A 17,695-nucleotide genomic window follows, 5' to 3' on the forward strand; every position below is an offset into this window, starting at 1 on the left:
TCAACTGACTACCGGTTCTCTCCTTATCATTGTAACGATTCCGAACGAAAACTATTTATACTGGAGGCATGAAACATGGCTTATGAATTTAAACTCCCTGATATCGGAGAAGGGATCCACGAAGGTGAAATCGCCAAGTGGAACGTAAAAGAAGGCGATGAAATCAAAGAAGATGACGTGCTTTGTGAAGTGCAGAATGACAAAGCAGTAGTGGAAATCCCATCACCTGTTGACGGAAAAATTGCAAAAATACATGTAGAAGAAGGTGTCGTAACCGAAGTCGGGACAGTCATTGTTTCCTTCGAGACAGATGCGGAACAGCCTGAGGATGCACACGGCAAAGAAGAAGAGCAGGAAGAAGCATCATCTTCTGAAACAGAATCCACTTCAACCTCTTCCAAATCTTCAGGATATGAGTTTAAACTTCCTGATATTGGTGAAGGTATACATGAAGGTGAAGTTGCGAAATGGAATGTAAAAGAAGGCGACGAGGTGAAGGAAGACGACGTCCTTTGCGAAGTGCAAAATGATAAGGCTGTAGTGGAAATTCCGTCACCGGTTGACGGTACCGTAAAGAAAATACATGTAGAAGAAGGCGTCGTCATCAATGTCGGTGATGTTATTATTACCTTTGATACAGATGCGGAACAGCCTGAAGATGCTCACGGCAGTTCTGGTGAAGAAGCGCCGAAGACAGACGATAAAGCTCCAAAATCAACTGCCAAGTCTTCTGAACCTTTGGATGAGAACCGGCGCGTGATTGCGATGCCGTCCGTTCGGAAATTTGCCCGGGAAAAAGATGTCGATATCCGTCAAGTGCGAGGGTCCGGAAAAAATGGCCGCGTATTGAAGGAGGACATCGAAACCTTTGTCAATGGTGACCAGGCAGCAGCTGAAGAAACAGACGCAGCTGCCACTCAGGCATCAAAAAGCAGCGAACCGGCAAAAGAAGAACAGAAAAAAGAAAAACAGTCCGTTCCAGCTTATCAGCCTGCAAATGCAGAACTTGAAACAAGAGAAAAGATGTCAGGCATTCGCCGTGCAATTTCAAAAGCCATGGTCAATTCCAAGCACACTGCTCCGCATGTGACGCTGATGGATGAAATTGATGTAACTGATCTGGTAGCGCACCGTAAACAGTTTAAGCAGGCCGCACAAGACAAGGGTATCAAATTAACCTATCTGCCATACGTAGTAAAAGCACTCACATCTGCGATCCGCGAATATCCAATCCTGAATGCATCTGTGGATGATTCAACGGATGAAATTGTATATAAGCATTACTTTAATATCGGTATCGCGGCAGATACAGAAAAAGGCCTTCTTGTACCGGTTGTGAAAGACACAGAACGTAAGTCCATTTTCAGTATTTCTGATGAGATCAACCAGCTTGCGGATAAAGCACGCAATGGCAGTCTCTCTTCAGATGAAATGAAAGGCGGTTCCACAACGATTACCAATATCGGTTCTGCCGGTGGACAGTGGTTCAACCCGGTTATCAACCATCCTGAAGTCGCGATTCTCGGTCTCGGACGCATTGCTGAAAAACCGATTGTCAAAGAAGGTGAAATTGTTATCGCACCAGTCCTTGCTCTGTCACTGAGTTTCGATCACCGTGTTATTGACGGTGCGACAGCGCAGCACGCCATGAACCACATTAAGCGGTTACTGAACGATCCACAATTACTCATGATGGAGGGATAAAGTATGGTAGTAGGAGATTTTCCAATCGAAGTAGATACACTTGTCATTGGTTCAGGTCCAGGAGGGTATGTTGCAGCGATTCGCGCAGCACAGCTTGGGCAAAAAGTTACCATCGTTGAACGTGAAAATCTTGGTGGTGTCTGCCTGAATGTCGGTTGTATTCCATCCAAGGCGCTGATTGAAGCAGGACACCGTTACCATGATGCAGGAAATTCTGAAGACATGGGGATTTCTGTTAATGAAGTCAAATTGGATTTCTCTAAAGTTCAAGACTGGAAACAATCCGTCGTAGAAAAATTGACGGGTGGTGTCGAAGGGCTTCTTAAAGGTAATGAAGTGGATATTGTCAAAGGAGAAGCATTCTTTGTCGACGATTCCACGGTGCGAATTATGGATGAAAAGACGTCCCAAACGTATAAATTCGAGAACTGCATCGTTGCAACAGGCTCTACCCCAATTGAATTACCGGCTTTCAAATGGAGCGATAAAGTCATGTCTTCCACAGGCGCACTCGGTCTTACTGAAGTCCCTGAGAAGCTCGTTGTCATCGGAGGGGGATACATTGGCGTTGAACTCGGTTCTGCCTATGCAAATCTCGGTTCAGAAGTAACGATTCTTGAAGGCACAAAACAGATATTGCCTGGCTTTGAAAAGCAGATGAGTCAACTCGTTTCCCGTCGACTCAAAAAGATGGGCGTTACGATTAAAACAGAAGCCTTTGCACAGGAAATGGAAGAGACTGACACCGGCGTGAAGATTAAAGCTGAAGTAAAAGGAAAAGAAGAAGAGTTTGAAGGTGATGTGCTTCTCGTCACTGTCGGTAGAAAGCCAAATACTGATGAATTAGGCTTGGAGCAGGCTGGTGTAGAACTCACGGATAAAGGGCTTGTCAAAATTGATAAACAGTGCCGTACATCTGCATCACACATCTACGCCATTGGTGATATCGTTGAAGGTCCTGCACTTGCTCATAAAGCATCCTATGAAGCGAAAGTTGCGGCTGAAGCGATCTCAGGAGAAGCATCTGAGATTGATTACACTGCAATTCCGGAAGTGGTATTCTCAGGACCGGAGCTTGCTCAGGTCGGTCTGACTGAACAGGCGGCAAAAGATGCGGGATATGATGTCATTGCGTCTAAGTTTCCATTCCAAGCCAATGGACGTGCCTTGTCACTGAACGATTCAGAAGGCTTCATGAAGATGGTGACACGTAAAGAGGACGGGCTCGTTCTTGGTGTTCAGATTGCCGGTCATAATGCATCAGACATGATCTCTGAGGCATGCGTAGCCATTGAAGCAGGCATGACAGCTGAGGATCTTGCACTGACGATTCATGCACACCCATCTTTAGGTGAAATCACGATGGAAACAGCAGAAGTCGCCTTGGGCATGCCGGTACACATTACAAAGTAACCGTACTTTATACCAAAAGCAGCATAAATGATTCTGCAAATTCAGGCTTGCGGCCATTATGGCTCGTGGGCCTGAATTTTCTTTTGCGTGGCGAAAACTGAACGGGTATATATACACAATAATACTGAAGGTTTTTTGAATTTGCTCGAACGGTAAGCAAATCAAATCTTTTCATTATGACTATGGACCCGTTTCTCAGAATAACTGAATAAGGTGAAGTGTTGTTTACTTTTTTACATCGTTTTATGTTAGAATTTGTAGGAAATGACTATAAGAGAACAGGGGAGAATAACGGATGAAACGAACAGTACTGTCTGTCGCAACGGTGATGCTGCTTTCTGCATGCGGAGGCGACAACGTAAATAACGATAACGTTACAGCAGAAGATTCAAATAACGAGACAAATAATGAGGAACATAACAACGAAAGCAACGAACCGGAAGAAGATTATGCGAATGAAGAATCAGAAGAAGCTGATGAAATGGAAGAGACCATTGATGAAAATGAAGCAGATGAAGAAGCGGTTGAAGAAGAACCGGAAATTCTCTATGAACTTCATAGCGATCACACCGTGAGACCGATCGATGAAGCAGATGAACAGGTTGTTCTGTTTACCATTGATGATGCACCGGATTCACACGGCGTTGAAATGGCCGAAGTACTCGCTGAGCTTGAAGTACCAGCGATTTTCTTTGTGAATGGGCATTTTATCAATGATGATGTCGGCGCTCAGGAACTGCAGGCAATTTATGACCTCGGTTTTGAAATAGGCAATCATTCAATGACACATCCGAACTTCAGTCAGATTACCGAGGAAGAGCAGTACGAGGAAATCGTACTGTTAAATGATAAAATTGAAGAGATTACGGGTGAGCGCCCTCGTTTCTTCAGAGCTCCTTTTGGAGTAAATACGGACTACAGTAAACAGGTTGTGGAAGATGAGGGGATGCAGTGGATGAATTGGACATATGGCTATGATTACTTTGCCGAGTATATGGAAAAGGATGCCTTGGCAGAGATCATGGTTGAGACTGAGTTGCTTCGAAATGGAGCCAATCTCCTTATGCATGACCGGGAATTCACGAAAGAAGCACTCCCTGACATCGTAAGCGGTTTGAGGGAAAAAGGCTATGATTTTGTAGATCCTGATACGATTCAATGACGATGAAGAAGGATGACTGATTGATGATGAAACACGTATGGGGTCTGTCATTGGCAGTACTGTCAATGACAGCCTGTGGTATAAATGAAAATAATAGCGATAACCAAGAGTCAGAGAATTCTTCTGCAGAAATACCGGAAGATATTCAAAATGAAGAAGCTGAAAATGAAACAAACAGCGATGCCCATGAGGACCCCACAGAAGATGAAGAGGATCAGAAGGACGAAAGACCAGGGCAATTCACCATCTCGCTCTCTGTTCAGAATCTAGATGATCAGAAGCTGATTTCACTTGCCGAACTTTCTGATGAAGCTGAAGGATCTCTGAAGATAGATTCGTTACACAGAACGGCGCATTTGTCGATCTGGGAAAAGGATTTTTATTTCGTGGAAGAGGTGCCCGTCATACAGGTTAATGGCATTCATCATAATGCGGATGACTTGCCCTTAAGTGCAGACGAAGAGGATGCCTTTATTCCTGTTGCTTTTCTCGAGGACTTTCTGAGCGCGGATGTGGAACTGGATAATGGTGAGCTGACTGTCCGGCTTGATTATGAAGAACTGGAACAATGGTCGGATCCCCGTGATGATTTCGATCATGACAGTATGACTGTCGATGAGATGATTGATTACTTATCCTTTCTTGAATCTCCCATAGAGGGCGCTGAAGTGAGTACCGTTGAAAGTCATTTACCCGGTGCTCCCCGTGCATACAGAAACGGCTATCATGAGGGGATCGACTGGTATGATTATACGACAGAAGTGGTGATTGACACGTCGACGCCGGTTCTTGCACAGGGAGAAGGCACGGTTATAAGGGCTGATCATGATTTTGAGGATTACCCTTCTCATGAAGTTCGTAATCAGGACTTGGAGCTGGCTGCAGATTCAGGGGTTACACCTGAATATATTCTGGATCGTCTTCGCGGACAACAGATTTGGGTTCAGTATGAACGAGGTGTGATGATTCGCTTCGCTCATTTGGATCAAATTCCGGAGGACCTGAAAGTCGGAGACGTTGTAGATGCAGAAACCGTGATCGGATATGTCGGAAACAGTGGGACCAGCGGGGCGCTTGATGGTGATGGGAGCGGCTTGCACTTACATCAGGATCTGCTGATTTATGATACCCTGTTTTACGAACCATTTTCCATTGAAGAAACAAAAATGATTATTCATGCACTGTGGGGAACATCTTAAAAGGCGACTGTCAAAAGTAATTTGTTCGTTTAGCTGATCAGTGTAAGAGTCGAGGGTGCCAACTCATTGTAAGAGCAAGGTAGTTCTCCGGCAGTTGGGTCTTTGTGAGTTTTACGGCGGTCATCAGGATTAAGATTACTTGGTATTATGAGTGATTCCGGTTCTTTGTGAAGAATTTTGCACAATCTTAAAAGGACTTGCAAAAGCTCCCGTGGTGTGTGGTATCATCTTTGTAACATCGAGATAATAATCATGATGAGTATAGGAATAGATGGGTGATAGCAATGAATAAATCTGAACTTCTCGATGTGATGAGAAGAGAGGTCGGTATGTCATACGACAGGGCGGTCGACAGGGATGATTTTCTTGTCAGGATTATGGATGCCATCCACTTATTAACTGGAGAACGAGCTACTGTCAGTGCATATGAATATGACACTTATGGAAACAATCAGCTTTTTTATCAGAGAACGTCACGGCGGGGCCAAAAAACACCGTTACATTTCGAGGGATGGACAGGACTCTCTGAGGCTGGACATATCATGTGCATGAAGCGAAATGATTGTCTGAATGTGATGATCCCTGTCATGAAAGATGATCGAATCCACGTAAGACTTACAATCTCCATTGAGACCGCTGACTATGAAGTGACTATTGAGGATTTTATCTTTTGTGAAGAACTGATTTATTTTATCCAGTCGAAACGTTCACGACTTCCGTGAGTGTTTTGCTTGAAAAGTATTCAGAATTTTTGTATAATTACATCACTGTATGATAAAGGAGGGTTAACTGATGGAACTTTACGAAAGACTCTATGATGAATCTGAACGAGTGAATGTGCAATTTGTTGGTGTGACTACTGAAAATGGCCGTTTCGATTTTGGCATTGTTTTCACTACGTTATTCTTTGGTAAACCGTTAATCACCTGCATGCAGACGGGTAAATCCTGCTTATTGAACAGAGATGACTTGGATGATCTCGATCATGTGAAGGATTTGTTTGATGTTCATGACGATGAAGAAGGCGTGGCATTGCAGGAATTTTTCCGTTCAGTTTTGCCTCCGAGCATTCTTGAGCCACAGTATTGATGGAATGGTGTCTATCAAAATCCCCCCGTCTGCCCAACAGGGCAAACGGGGGGATTTTTCTGTTTACAGAGTATTGTTTAATTTGACTGGCAGGCGTCCTGAGCAGTGATTTAATAAATGGCTCTTCGTTCCTGAATGACGCGGATCGTTCGGACAGTAGGGTCTTCAGTCCCCTGCACAGGTAATCCAGCATCCATATTTCTGAAAATATAGGCAATGTTGTCTTCTTCAATGATTTCGCCTGGGATGAAAATAGGGATACCGGGTGGATATATCATTATAAATTCTGCGCTGATCCGGCCCGCGGCATTTTCCAGAGCGACAACTTCTGTTTCTGCGTAAAATGCTTCTCTCGGTGAAAGAGATAATGTCGGGATATTTGGTATTTGAACCTGATGAAGCTGTCGTGTGTTTGACTGACTCTGTTGAAAAAATTCGGCCATATCGCGAATCGCTTTTACTAAAGTGTCAACGGTATCCGTGTTATCACCGAGTGTAATGATACACAAGATGTTATATAAATCTGAGAGTTCCACTTCGAGATTGGCATGCTCTCTGAGCCAAATCTCGGCTTCATACCCGTTTACATTCAAATCCTTCACGGATATGATCAGTTTTGAGGGGTCAATATCAAACCTCGCCCGGTGATCAATAATTTCAGCACCGGGACAATGCACGCCTTCAATTTCATTCAATCGTTTTCTGGCATCATGGCTCAATTTGATGATGCTGCGGAGTTCCTCTTCGCCTGAGATAGCTAAATATCTCCGGGCTGTATCCAATGAAGCGAGAAGGATATAGGAAGTGGACGTCGTGGTCAACATACTGATGATCGTCTGCACCCTCTCAGGCTTGATTCGACTGCCCTGAATATTCAGAACAGAGCTTTGTGTAAGGGACCCGCCAAGTTTATGAACACTCGTCGCAGCCATATCTGCACCTGCCTGCATGGCGGAATCCGGCATATCGTCGGAAAAGTGGATATGCACACCGTGCGCTTCATCAACCATGACGGGGACGTCGTACAAATGGGAAATACGGACGATTTCCGCCAAATTTGCCGATACCCCGAAATAGGTGGGATTAATGACGAGCAACCCCTTCGTGTCCGGATGAGCCCTTAAAGCCCGTTCAACGGAATGAACGGTAATCCCGTGGGAGATCCCCAGCTCATCGTCCAGTTCAGGATGAATGAAAATTGGCTTGGCACCACTGAAAACGATGGCTGACATAATCGATTTATGGACGTTTCTGGGTACGATGATTTTGTCCCCCGGGTGACAGACTGTCATGATCATCGTCATAATTGCGCCACTCGTTCCCTGAACAGAAAAGAACGTGTGATCGGCTCCGAAAGCTTCTGCAGCGAGTTTTTGCGCTTCGTCGATGATCCCATGGGGATGATGGAGATCATCGAGCGGTGCTATATTGATCTGATCAATGGAAAGTGCATTATAACCGATGAAATCTGCAAATTCCGGGTCCATCCCTTGACCGCGCTTGTGCCCTGGAATGTGAAACTGATTGACTTCTTTTTCGGCATGTTCTTTCACCCCGTGAAACAGAGGTGTTTTTGTCTGACGTTCTGTATAGCCGGCCCGGGCATTTTCTGTATGATTTTCATTCATAAGTAATTATCACCTTTTCACCCGCAGGAAATTCTGATACGGTAATATTATTTGGAGCAGATAGTAGTATATCAAAAAATACAGGGAATTGAAATCAAATGAAGGGAAAAGAGGGATTCGATATGAGTGAAGGCGTACAGTTACCGGTGTCAATGGACTGGTCGACCGATGAGGTAATTGATGTGGTTAATTTTTTTGAAGCAGTGGACAGCGCGTATGGCAAAGGAGTGGAGCGGGATTTACTTGTCACGTTGTATCGCCATTATAAAGCAGTGGTTCCGTCCAAAGCTGAAGAAAAGCAGCATTTCAAAGACTACGAATCACAAACCGGGCAATCGCCCTATCATACGGTCAAAAAGGCGAGGGAATCGGAAACAGGTACCGTGATTAAAATGAGTAAAAACAGATGACGGGCAAGAAATGAACAGACAAAGGATCCGGAACGTCCATACGGTGGGCAGTTCCGGATCCTTTTTAGTCTAGTCCGTTACTTACATGTCCCGCATTGCGATTTTATATAATGGTGCTACTGTTTGGAAGGTATCAATGACCGTTTTGATAAAAGCTTCACTGTCTTTCAGGAGAGGATCTGCACTGTCTATTTTCCTTCCAACGAGAAACTCTCCTTTTTTGACCTCCTTAAAGCGTTTAAGCGTATCGTCAAGGTCGATTTCCGATACTTTTTGTGACGGCTTTTTCATATGGTCCATTGAGATATCAAAATCACCTGGGAGAGTTTCAAGGATCGATGATTTGTTTTCGATAAAGCGGTCTGCGATATCTTCTTTGTGGGGTAATTCGTAAATATGTGCAAGCCAGATAAATACATGATCATCAAACAGCCCGATTTGAAAATGCGGGTGTTTTTTGTAGCCGCGTTTATTATGGCAATAGGCAGACCAGGTATCCTGGGGCGGGTTTACTTTACGTCTTGCATGCCTTGCAACATGAAGATGCATATCACTGCCGGTGATCGATTCGAGTTCCGGGATGATCGAATCAGAAAGAGCTTTGAATTTAGGTTGGATTCGTTCCTGTATTGCTGTCATGCGTTCATCAAGACCTTCGATCGAAAAGGTCTCAAAATCTGTTTCGTTAAATCCGGTAAATGCCATGGGTCTCATCCTCCATTTTCTGGTTCTGGTGATTGTTTTTTGTAAAGATAATGTCATAAGAGTATTCTTCGCTCCCCAAACTACAACGAAAGGAAATGAATCAATAATCATTTTAACAAAACTTTTGCTCTTTAAAAAGAAAAGTGGTTTTTTTCTCAATTACGTTTAACTCTTTGAGAATAGGGGAAACTTTAAAATAAATATCACAGAATAGTTGCAAAATTCTAATATTTGATTTATTATTGTCAGTAATCTTATTTTCAACAGCTGGTCGGTCATGAAAAAACTATTTCATTAAAAGAGGGGTGCGGAAAATGGAAAAAGTAATTCAAACGCTCAGACGAAAAGATGGAGAGAATCGTATCCCGGTATTGAAGCTTGAAATTGATTATGAGCTTCAGACTCTCTACGATGCGATGATCGCTGAAGAAGTGATTCAGATGAAAGAAAGCAAAGAAAAACTTGCTGAACTGAGAAATGAATGGCTTCGTCTTGAAGCTTGAATGTAAATGGACATTGAGTGAACCTGACCTTTTCAGGTTCATTTTTTTGTGATTTAAACGGACATGTACGTATTGGTTCGCGCTGGTATTTAGTTTGATCTGATAAGGTTTGAATGATCACAAAGCTTATGAAATATGGTAGAATGAATCAAATTGTTGTTGTTGCAGGGAAGGGGAAAGGAATTATGATTGTTTCAGAGGTGTTTGAATGGAAGCAGCAGGCTGAAAGTTGGATTCGCGAAGCTGCAGACTATATACGCTGGCAAATGCACCAGCAGCTTGATATCAAAACGAAGGAACATCGAAATGATCTTGTAACGCATGTCGATGAAGGAGTTGAATCTTTTTTTATTGAGCGGTTAAAGTCGGTTTACCCGGATCACAGGATTATGGGTGAAGAGGGAAGTTTTAAAGAGATTAACGATCTGGATGGTGTCGTTTGGATTCTCGATCCAATTGATGGAACTATGAATTTCGTACATCAAAAAAAATTCTTTGCCGTATCGTTGGGGATTTATGTGGGTGGCAAACCGGCAGCAGGTCTTGTCTACGATGTGATGGCAGATGAGATGTATACCGCAGTTTCCGGTTACGGAGCATATTTAAATGGTAAGCAGCTTCCGCAGTTAACCTATACACCTTTGGAGAACATTGTAATGAGTGTGAATAATGGGTGGATTGCCAAAGATGATCATCTGAAGCAGTTGGTTACACAAGTAAGGGGCAGCAGGTCGTATGGGGTTGCATCACTTGAAATGGCATTTGTGGCTTCGGGAAGTCTGGATGCTTATGTCAGTTTCAATCTTGCCCCATGGGATGTGGCAGCGGGAATCATTTTATTGCAGGAAACGGGTGGTTTGACGAGTAATTTACAGGGAGAGCCTTTGTCATTATTAAAAAAAGATTCCCTTATTGCTGCTTCACCCTCTGTACATGAAGAATTATTAAAATGGAAGATCGGCCGTTAACGGCCGATCTTCCATTCTCATGTGCTTAATTTTCGTTTTCTGGAAATGCCACCGACAAACACAGCGACAGTCAGTAAAACAGATGTGAAAAATAACAGCCAACTGCCTTCAGCCATTGAAATACCAACGCCGGTCAGCCCTGCCGTTCCCAATATGGCGAGCATAAAGGTGAAGATGTCAAATGATTTCAAATTGATGACCCCCTTGTAATCTGATACTAGTTTACCTTAATCATGACGAGATGAAAAGCAGGATCTTACTTAATCAGAAAGGCATAGCTGTTCTTTTCCAACAGCGTTATGGTATAATCAGCGCAGAAAGAAAGAGATCGATATGGGAGTGAACCGCACTTATGATGTTGTTATCAAATGGGGCTGAGGCTTCACCGGATTTTACACCAATTGCATACTGGCTTGGTGCCAGTGATCCTGAGAACTTTGTTTTTGTGTTTTGGTCAATGTTTATTATCATTAATCTTTTGAGTATCCTTGTTTTTAACCTGGGGTTTGCGAGAAAACTTCCTCTAATAAAAAATATAGTCATTTATGCAGTCATGCTTTTCGGAAACATGTTCATCACCTTTTTTGCCCTGACGTTGCCGATTATTGAGTCACTTGGGGTTGCTGCGCTGATTCTTGGTATATACAAACTGCAGCTTAACCGGCATAAAGAGACCGATTCAGAAACAGAAATACAGTGATTTTGAGCTTGTAACGATTCAAAAAAGCCGGCCGTGCATACGCTGTAAATGCGTTGACATTGGCCGGCTTTATTTTGATGGGATTCAAATGAATTCATCCTTTTCTTCTGCAGGTGTATGACTCTGGAAATCTCCTGTAGCGATCCGTTCATTGGTTCTTGAACTGATTCTGTCTGAGCAGGGTTGGCACATATACGTGTGTATGGGACGATTTCTGAGTTTTTTTGCCTGCGGCAGATTTGAATCTATTTTTTCTACCTGATCACAGATGACACATTTCACTCTCACGCTGATCACCTCTTCATTTCTTTACAGAATAATTGAGTAGCTTTCTATTATCATAACAGATATCCCGGCGTCATTTCATATAAATATGAAAAGGCAGTTGTTGTTTCTTAACGGACTGATCTGGCTGCCCGGGACCATCATAGTGATTGAAGGAAAAGAAAAACACGTTTAAAAGGAATGCTATAAAAGGTAATATATAGAGTGACTATACTCAAGGAGGAATCACAATGGCAAACCAAGTAGAACCAGCATTGACGAAAGAATTGCTTCCATTGTTACAAGAAGAGCGTTATATTGCATTATCGACGATTGACCACGAAACCGGTGCTCCAAATGTAAATGCCATTTCGTGGGTTTACGCCAAGGATGAAAAACACGTCCGCTTTGCGGTTGATAACCGTTCACGAATTGTTGAAAATATTAAAGAAAATGGACTTGTGACGATTTTATTGATCGGTGGCGGATCGACATATTCAATTGCAGGTCATGCAAAAGTGACTGAAGAAAAGATGGACGGTGTACCGTTGAAACTGGCATTGGTTGAAATTACAGTAAGAGAAGTACGTGATGTCATGTTCTATGGTTCCCGAATTGTAAATGAACCTAAATTTGAGAAAACGTATGATAAAGAAGCTGCCGATAAACTCGACAGACAAGTCATGGATGCAATGTTAAAATAATGCTAAGAAACCGTTAATCTCCTTGAGATTAACGGTTTTGTCAGTTCAGCTTGGATCAGTTGTTTTTTCAACCGCAATCGCTCTGGTGTTATTCTACAATGAGCTCTGTGACGTTCTGAATCGGGTTATGATGATTGCTGCCGTCTCCGTAATAAAAATGAACAGGGCCGGTTTCTTTTAATGGTTTCCCTTTTTCGGAGAATGCCAGTATGGCACTCATTGCTTCCGTGAGGGAGATGCGCTCTTCATGCCCATCCTCCTGACGCACAATCAGCGACTTTGCATCTTCAGAAGGTGATGCATTTTGCAGAAATGGTTCTAATGGAATGCCGAGAGAATGTTCAGTCAGATCTTTACGGTCAATATGGACGATATTCTGATTTGATTGAGGCTTCTTCCCTGTTCTTTGCCGGTTCCATGCTCTTGCCATTTTTTCAGCCTCTGAAATAACCTGTGCTTCTGCACGGTCCGTAAAGACGTTTTCCATGTGGACTCTTCGATCATCAAAGATCCACACGCCCGGGTCCAATGTAAGTCGAAATGATACATTTCCAATTATCCTGACGGTTTCTGCTGACATAATATCGCCACCTTTCTCCCTCATTATATCCATCCTCCACGCGTTTGTCATCGATTCATTCTCAACATCTGCAACGGTTGCATTTTTTCACTATAACCGATATGATAAAGAAAGTAATGGATGATGTTTAGCGTTACGACAGTACTCTTGTCAGCGTCAAATAGAGTCCCAAGATCGATGAACAGGAGGGATTCATGTGTCACTGGAAACCCTGTCCGGACAAAGCGAAAAAGCCTATGCCCTTCTAAAGGAAGACGCAGATAAAATTCTCAAACTGATTGAGGTGCAAATGACAAATCTGACAATGCCTCAGTGCCCGCTTTACGAAGAGGTGCTTGATACTCAGATGTTCGGATTATCTCGGGAAATAGATTTTGCCGTCAGGCTGAATCTCGTCAGCGAAGAGAATGGTAAAGCGTTATTGGACCGACTGGAAAAACAATTGACTCAATTGCACGAAGCAACCTTAAAACAAAAATAATAGCTTTATATGTTTAGAACAAACTCTGTCTGGAACAGAGTTTTTTTTGTGTGTTTATTATGACAATCCTGTGAACATGTGAATGTTATCTCATAATGTGGCATGTAATATACTATACTTAAAAGGAAAAGAGGTTTAAAATATCGCTTTTCAGGTAAGAAGAACAGTGAATGAAAAATGAATGGGAGTTGATTTTTAGTGGCACACGCACAAACAGAAGAAATCTTAAACAGACACGTTTCAAATTGGAATGTACTATTCGTGAAGCTTCACAACTATCATTGGTACGTAGGTGGAACGCACTTCTTTACTCTCCATGAAAAATTTGAAGAGCTGTACAATGAAGCCGCTGTTCACATTGATGAGCTCGCAGAGCGCTTGTTGGCATTAGGTGGGAATCCACTTGCAAGCATGAAGGAATATCTCGACACGGCTACTGTAAAAGAGGCTGCAGGAGAGAAGAGCTATCAGGAAATGCTGAACGCACTTATTGCTGATTTCGAGCTCGTTTCCAAGGAATTGAACGATGATGTGGCGACTCTTGAAGGTGACGCGGATGATGAAGCGACAGCTGATATGCTGATTGCAATTCGTCAGTCTGTAGAGAAGCATACTTGGATGCTCCGCCAGTATATGAAATAATCTGGAAACAACCATAAAAAACCAACCTCCAATTTGTGGAGGTTGGTTTTTTATAGTTGTGGACTGAAATAAAGAAACGGTTATTACCATACATAAATGCAGAGATTGACATTGCTGTTTTCTTTAATGCTTATTGAAGCTCTTTTCTGCCGGAGCGCCAGGAGACCAAAGCAAGATAACTGATTGTGGCAAACAGAAGACTGATCATAAAGGCGTGAAACATTGTTGCGTAAAGATTAAATGTAGTAAAAATGACTATAGCGCCGCTGATTACCTGAGTAGTGATGAAAATCAATGCAGTGAAGGATGTCCAGTAAAAAAGACGGTACCGTCTGAATGAGCGATGTATACGGATAAACATAATCAAAATGACAATGAATAACATACCTGCAAGCAAACGATGACCGAACTGGATCAGTACACCGCCTGAAAGTTCGGGGATAAGTTGACCGTTACAGAGCGGCCAGCCGTCACATGCGCCTGATGAGCCGCTGTGTCGGACGTAAGCTCCTGAGTATACGACAATGTAAATGTATACAAGAACACCGTAAATATATTTACGAATAGAGGAAGAGAGCACAGGTGTTAACTGGTCAGTATTCTTATCTGCTTCAAACACCAGCACTGTTAATAATACAACACTTGCGAAAGAAACCAATGAAAAACCAAAATGCAGCGCCATCACAGCATCAGATTGTCCCCAAACAACGGCAGCGGCACCGAGTAATCCTTGTAAGATGATGAACAAAACAGCAATGATGGCGAAGAAGCCGGTCTCTTTTACAAACTTACGAATGCGGATCCAAGACCAAATCGCCTGTGTGATGACCATGATGCCCAAAATGGCAGAAACAAGCCGATGCGTATATTCGATCAGGGTGGGGATGGTTGGATTTGTTGGAATCAATTCGCCGTAGCAAAGTGGCCATTCGGCACCGCATGCATCTCCTGAACCTGTTTGAGTAACCAGTGCCCCTTGAATGAGTACGATCAGCATTCCGATGGATGTGAGAACGGAGAACACTTTAAGAAAAAGAAATTTCATTGAACAATCGCCCGCTTTCATATAATGAGACTTTTTAAACTGTTTTATTTAAAAAATTATTGTAGAAAATTGTATTACCGAATCTTTAAATGCTTAAGCTGTCCTAAACTCTCATCATTCTATGGAGTTTTGGTGAAAAAGTCAATCAAAGGCGTCATGAGGAGCATTTTTAGTTCAAAGAAAGTTCACACTTTCATTTCACCCTTGGAATAGTATATAATATTAACAACGTGTATTAATTGGTTTTGAAGTCGTTGATTAGGGAAAAAAGTGTTATAAGAATAATTTGTGAAGAAAATGTGATGAATATCACTCGGATTTTCGTTATAATTGGCGTTGCTTGTGTCTAAAATGTGAACGTTCGCGACCGCAACGACCGGACTTGCCGGAGGGGATCCAAATGGAGAAAATAATGAGAAATACCATGAACGATTTCGATTGCACTAAGGGGGTGATGTAATCATGACGAAACTGAATGCCACCGTAACTTCGGAGAGGGTTTCTGGTACAAATGCGATCCACTCCAATGTTTCCTGGAGAGAATATGTGGCTATTTCTAAAACAGGTATTGTGACCTCGAATTTAATCACTGTTTTTGCGGGTTTGTTTCTGGCAGGCTATTACAATGGCGTCTCTCTGATGAGTGATCCATTAACGGTCGTGCTGACTCTGCTGGGGGCTGCAATGATCATTGCCGGCGGTTGTGCGTTAAATAATTTTATTGACCGGGATATTGACCATATTATGGAGCGGACGAAAGACCGTCCTTCCGTCACTGGCCAGCTTTCCGGTAAGCAAACGCTGACATATGGTTTGGCGATGTCTCTCGGCGGAACCACTTTACTTGCCATGACGACGTTAACAGCTGCAGTAATTGGAGTGATTGGACTCTTTATCTATGTCATTCTATACTCACTGTGGACAAAACGAACGACCACTTTAAATACCATTGTCGGAAGTTTTTCAGGAGCTGTACCTCCACTGATTGGTTGGGCAGCATTGGATCCAGGACTTCATCCCGTAGCTTGGTCGCTCTTTCTGATTATGTTTCTGTGGCAGCCGCCGCATTTTCTGGCTTTGGCAATGCGCAGGAAAGATGAATATGCAGCAGCGGGCATTCCCATGCTTCCTGTTGTCGCAGGATTTGCAATGACGAAGCGTCAAATTGTCTGGTATGTGGCAGCGCTGCTCCCTGTTTCCTTATTAATGGTGAACTTCGGGGCTGTATATACAGTTACTGCTGCACTTCTTGGCGGTGGTTGGCTCTTACTTGGACTTACAGGATTTAAGACGAAAAACGATATTCAATGGGCATCCCGTATGTTTGTCTTTTCTTTGAATTACTTAACGATTTTGTTTGTCGTTATCATTTTGGTTCACTTGTTCTGACTTTGGGGGTCATTGAACAATCGAATATAAGAGTAAATTGACTGGAGAAAGTGGGGTTTGTTACACGATGAAAAATATATGGCGGTTTCTACCATTTGGTCTCATCCTGCTGCTGACAGGCTGTGGAATGGAGAACTTATCCGCACTCGATCCTCAGGGACCGGTTGCAGACATGCAGTATTCTTTGATTGCCTTGAGCTTATACATCATGATTTTTGTCCTCGTTGTTGTATTTCTGATTTACATTTTTGTCTTGTTTAAATTCAGAGAGCGCCCGGGGGATACACATATACCGAAACAGGTTCACGGCAATCGAACCCTCGAAATTATTTGGACGACTATTCCGATCATTCTTCTTCTGATGCTCGCTGTGCCAAACGTGATGGATACGTTTACTTTGGCAAATACGAGTGTGGTCTCTGAAGATGGGGAAGAAGAGATGGATCATGTACATGTAGAAGTTATTGCTCACCAGTTCTGGTGGGAGTTCCATTATCCTGATCTTGAGATCACGGCAGGGCAGGATATGTATATTCCAACTGATACAAGAATTATCATTTCTCTTGAGTCAGAGGATGTGCAACACTCGTTCTGGGTACCTGCCTTAGCGGGTAAACAGGATAATGTGCCAGGAATTACAAACGAAATGTGGTTTGAGGCTCCGAATGAAGGGGTCTATATGGGGAAATGTACCGAACTCTGTGGCCCATCACACTGGCTGATGGATTTTAAAGTTGTCGCAGTTGATCCGGGAACATTTGATCAATGGGCAGAAAACATGGCAGAGCCAGAAGAAGATGTCATGAACCCTGAAGAGGGTACTGTGGCTGCGGATGGGCGTGAGGTCTTTCAGGACAGCTGTATCAGCTGTCACGCAGTTGGAGATGAAGGCGGTGCAATCGGCCCGAATATGACTAACTTCGGTGAACGCCAAGTGATTGCGGGTTATCTGGAATATGATGAAGAAAATCTTGAAAACTGGCTCAGGGACACGCAGGAATACAAACCTGGTGCCGAGATGCCTTCTTACACACATGATGAAATCAACGATGAGGAAATGGCAGCATTGATTGAATATTTAAATGGATTAAAGATTCTGGATTAAGTTA

At 43.0% G+C, this 17,695-nt stretch carries 21 protein-coding genes; 15 read left to right on the forward strand and 6 right to left on the reverse strand.

Annotated features, from left to right (window positions below; translation table 11 throughout):
• Positions 1-75 precede the first annotated feature (75 nt).
• From BSEL_RS08260 to BSEL_RS08285, 6 genes are all read left to right on the forward strand, one after another.
• The gene (locus BSEL_RS08260; protein ID WP_013172538.1) at positions 76-1,704 is read left to right on the forward strand and encodes a dihydrolipoyllysine-residue acetyltransferase; all 1,629 of its coding nucleotides are present in this window, start codon (positions 76-78) and stop codon (positions 1,702-1,704) included.
• Between the two features lie 3 nt (positions 1,705-1,707).
• A complete protein-coding gene (lpdA, locus tag BSEL_RS08265; protein ID WP_013172539.1) occupies positions 1,708-3,117 on the forward strand; it encodes a dihydrolipoyl dehydrogenase in 1,410 nt (469 codons plus the stop codon).
• A gap of 295 nt (positions 3,118-3,412) precedes the next feature.
• Positions 3,413-4,279, forward strand: a complete 867-nt coding sequence (locus BSEL_RS08270) for a polysaccharide deacetylase family protein (protein ID WP_013172540.1) — start codon at positions 3,413-3,415, stop codon at positions 4,277-4,279.
• 23 nt (positions 4,280-4,302) lie between these two features.
• The gene (locus BSEL_RS08275; protein ID WP_013172541.1) at positions 4,303-5,478 is read left to right on the forward strand and encodes a M23 family metallopeptidase; all 1,176 of its coding nucleotides are present in this window, start codon (positions 4,303-4,305) and stop codon (positions 5,476-5,478) included.
• A gap of 284 nt (positions 5,479-5,762) precedes the next feature.
• Positions 5,763-6,200 (forward strand): hypothetical protein, encoded by a 438-nt coding sequence (locus BSEL_RS08280; RefSeq protein ID WP_041581834.1) that lies wholly within the window; start codon positions 5,763-5,765, stop codon positions 6,198-6,200.
• Between the two features lie 70 nt (positions 6,201-6,270).
• Positions 6,271-6,567, forward strand: coding sequence for a DUF3055 domain-containing protein (locus BSEL_RS08285; protein WP_013172543.1), 297 nt, complete (start codon positions 6,271-6,273; stop codon positions 6,565-6,567).
• Between the two features lie 110 nt (positions 6,568-6,677).
• Here BSEL_RS08285 and BSEL_RS08290 read toward each other — a convergent pair whose 3' ends face one another.
• Positions 6,678-8,195, reverse strand: coding sequence for an aminotransferase class I/II-fold pyridoxal phosphate-dependent enzyme (locus BSEL_RS08290; RefSeq protein ID WP_013172544.1), 1,518 nt, complete (start codon positions 8,193-8,195; stop codon positions 6,678-6,680).
• Between the two features lie 122 nt (positions 8,196-8,317).
• Between BSEL_RS08290 and BSEL_RS08295 the strand changes: the two genes are divergently transcribed.
• The gene (locus BSEL_RS08295) at positions 8,318-8,605 is read left to right on the forward strand and encodes a UPF0223 family protein (RefSeq protein WP_013172545.1); all 288 of its coding nucleotides are present in this window, start codon (positions 8,318-8,320) and stop codon (positions 8,603-8,605) included.
• Positions 8,606-8,686: 81 nt separating this feature from the next.
• Here BSEL_RS08295 and BSEL_RS08300 read toward each other — a convergent pair whose 3' ends face one another.
• A complete protein-coding gene (locus BSEL_RS08300) occupies positions 8,687-9,310 on the reverse strand; it encodes a DUF1054 domain-containing protein (protein WP_013172546.1) in 624 nt (207 codons plus the stop codon).
• Between the two features lie 314 nt (positions 9,311-9,624).
• Between BSEL_RS08300 and BSEL_RS08305 the strand changes: the two genes are divergently transcribed.
• Complete coding sequence (locus BSEL_RS08305) at positions 9,625-9,813, forward strand: hypothetical protein (RefSeq protein ID WP_013172547.1); 189 nt, start codon at positions 9,625-9,627, stop codon at positions 9,811-9,813.
• Between the two features lie 113 nt (positions 9,814-9,926).
• The gene (locus tag BSEL_RS08310; RefSeq protein WP_013172548.1) at positions 9,927-10,781 is read left to right on the forward strand and encodes an inositol monophosphatase family protein; all 855 of its coding nucleotides are present in this window, start codon (positions 9,927-9,929) and stop codon (positions 10,779-10,781) included.
• A gap of 17 nt (positions 10,782-10,798) precedes the next feature.
• Here BSEL_RS08310 and BSEL_RS17760 read toward each other — a convergent pair whose 3' ends face one another.
• Entirely contained in the window at positions 10,799-10,972 is a 174-nt protein-coding gene (locus tag BSEL_RS17760) for a DUF5325 family protein (protein WP_013172549.1), read from the reverse strand.
• 161 nt (positions 10,973-11,133) lie between these two features.
• On the opposite strand from BSEL_RS17760, the gene BSEL_RS08315 reads away from it, so the two are divergent.
• A complete protein-coding gene (locus tag BSEL_RS08315) occupies positions 11,134-11,481 on the forward strand; it encodes a YlaH-like family protein (RefSeq protein WP_013172550.1) in 348 nt (115 codons plus the stop codon).
• Between the two features lie 84 nt (positions 11,482-11,565).
• On the opposite strand, the gene BSEL_RS17500 is transcribed toward BSEL_RS08315, so the two are convergent.
• The gene (locus tag BSEL_RS17500) at positions 11,566-11,769 is read right to left on the reverse strand and encodes a YlaI family protein (RefSeq protein ID WP_013172551.1); all 204 of its coding nucleotides are present in this window, start codon (positions 11,767-11,769) and stop codon (positions 11,566-11,568) included.
• A gap of 227 nt (positions 11,770-11,996) precedes the next feature.
• Here BSEL_RS17500 and BSEL_RS08320 point away from each other — a divergent pair, with 227 nt between their 5' ends.
• Positions 11,997-12,449, forward strand: a complete 453-nt coding sequence (locus BSEL_RS08320) for a pyridoxamine 5'-phosphate oxidase family protein (protein ID WP_013172552.1) — start codon at positions 11,997-11,999, stop codon at positions 12,447-12,449.
• Between the two features lie 88 nt (positions 12,450-12,537).
• Here BSEL_RS08320 and BSEL_RS08325 read toward each other — a convergent pair whose 3' ends face one another.
• Positions 12,538-13,029, reverse strand: a complete 492-nt coding sequence (locus BSEL_RS08325; protein WP_041582377.1) for a molybdopterin-binding protein — start codon at positions 13,027-13,029, stop codon at positions 12,538-12,540.
• Positions 13,030-13,225: 196 nt separating this feature from the next.
• Between BSEL_RS08325 and BSEL_RS08330 the strand changes: the two genes are divergently transcribed.
• Both BSEL_RS08330 and BSEL_RS08335 read left to right on the forward strand, forming a co-directional pair.
• The gene (locus tag BSEL_RS08330) at positions 13,226-13,510 is read left to right on the forward strand and encodes a YlaN family protein (RefSeq protein ID WP_013172554.1); all 285 of its coding nucleotides are present in this window, start codon (positions 13,226-13,228) and stop codon (positions 13,508-13,510) included.
• A gap of 198 nt (positions 13,511-13,708) precedes the next feature.
• Positions 13,709-14,152 carry a Dps family protein gene (locus BSEL_RS08335; RefSeq protein WP_013172555.1) on the forward strand — a complete coding sequence of 148 codons (444 nt, stop codon included), beginning with the start codon at positions 13,709-13,711 and terminating at the stop codon, positions 14,150-14,152.
• A 130-nt stretch (positions 14,153-14,282) separates the two neighbouring features.
• On the opposite strand, the gene BSEL_RS08340 is transcribed toward BSEL_RS08335, so the two are convergent.
• Positions 14,283-15,197 carry a COX15/CtaA family protein gene (locus tag BSEL_RS08340; protein ID WP_013172556.1) on the reverse strand — a complete coding sequence of 305 codons (915 nt, stop codon included), beginning with the start codon at positions 15,195-15,197 and terminating at the stop codon, positions 14,283-14,285.
• A 462-nt stretch (positions 15,198-15,659) separates the two neighbouring features.
• On the opposite strand from BSEL_RS08340, the gene cyoE reads away from it, so the two are divergent.
• Complete coding sequence (gene cyoE / locus BSEL_RS08345) at positions 15,660-16,586, forward strand: heme o synthase (protein WP_013172557.1); 927 nt, start codon at positions 15,660-15,662, stop codon at positions 16,584-16,586.
• Positions 16,587-16,653: 67 nt separating this feature from the next.
• On the forward strand, positions 16,654-17,691 hold the full coding sequence (coxB, locus tag BSEL_RS08350) for a cytochrome c oxidase subunit II (RefSeq protein WP_013172558.1): 1,038 nt from the start codon (positions 16,654-16,656) through the stop codon (positions 17,689-17,691).
• Positions 17,692-17,695 lie beyond the last annotated feature (4 nt).

Source organism: [Bacillus] selenitireducens MLS10 (genome assembly GCF_000093085.1).
Taxonomy (GTDB): Bacteria; Bacillota; Bacilli; order Bacillales; family Salisediminibacteriaceae; genus Salisediminibacterium; species Salisediminibacterium selenitireducens.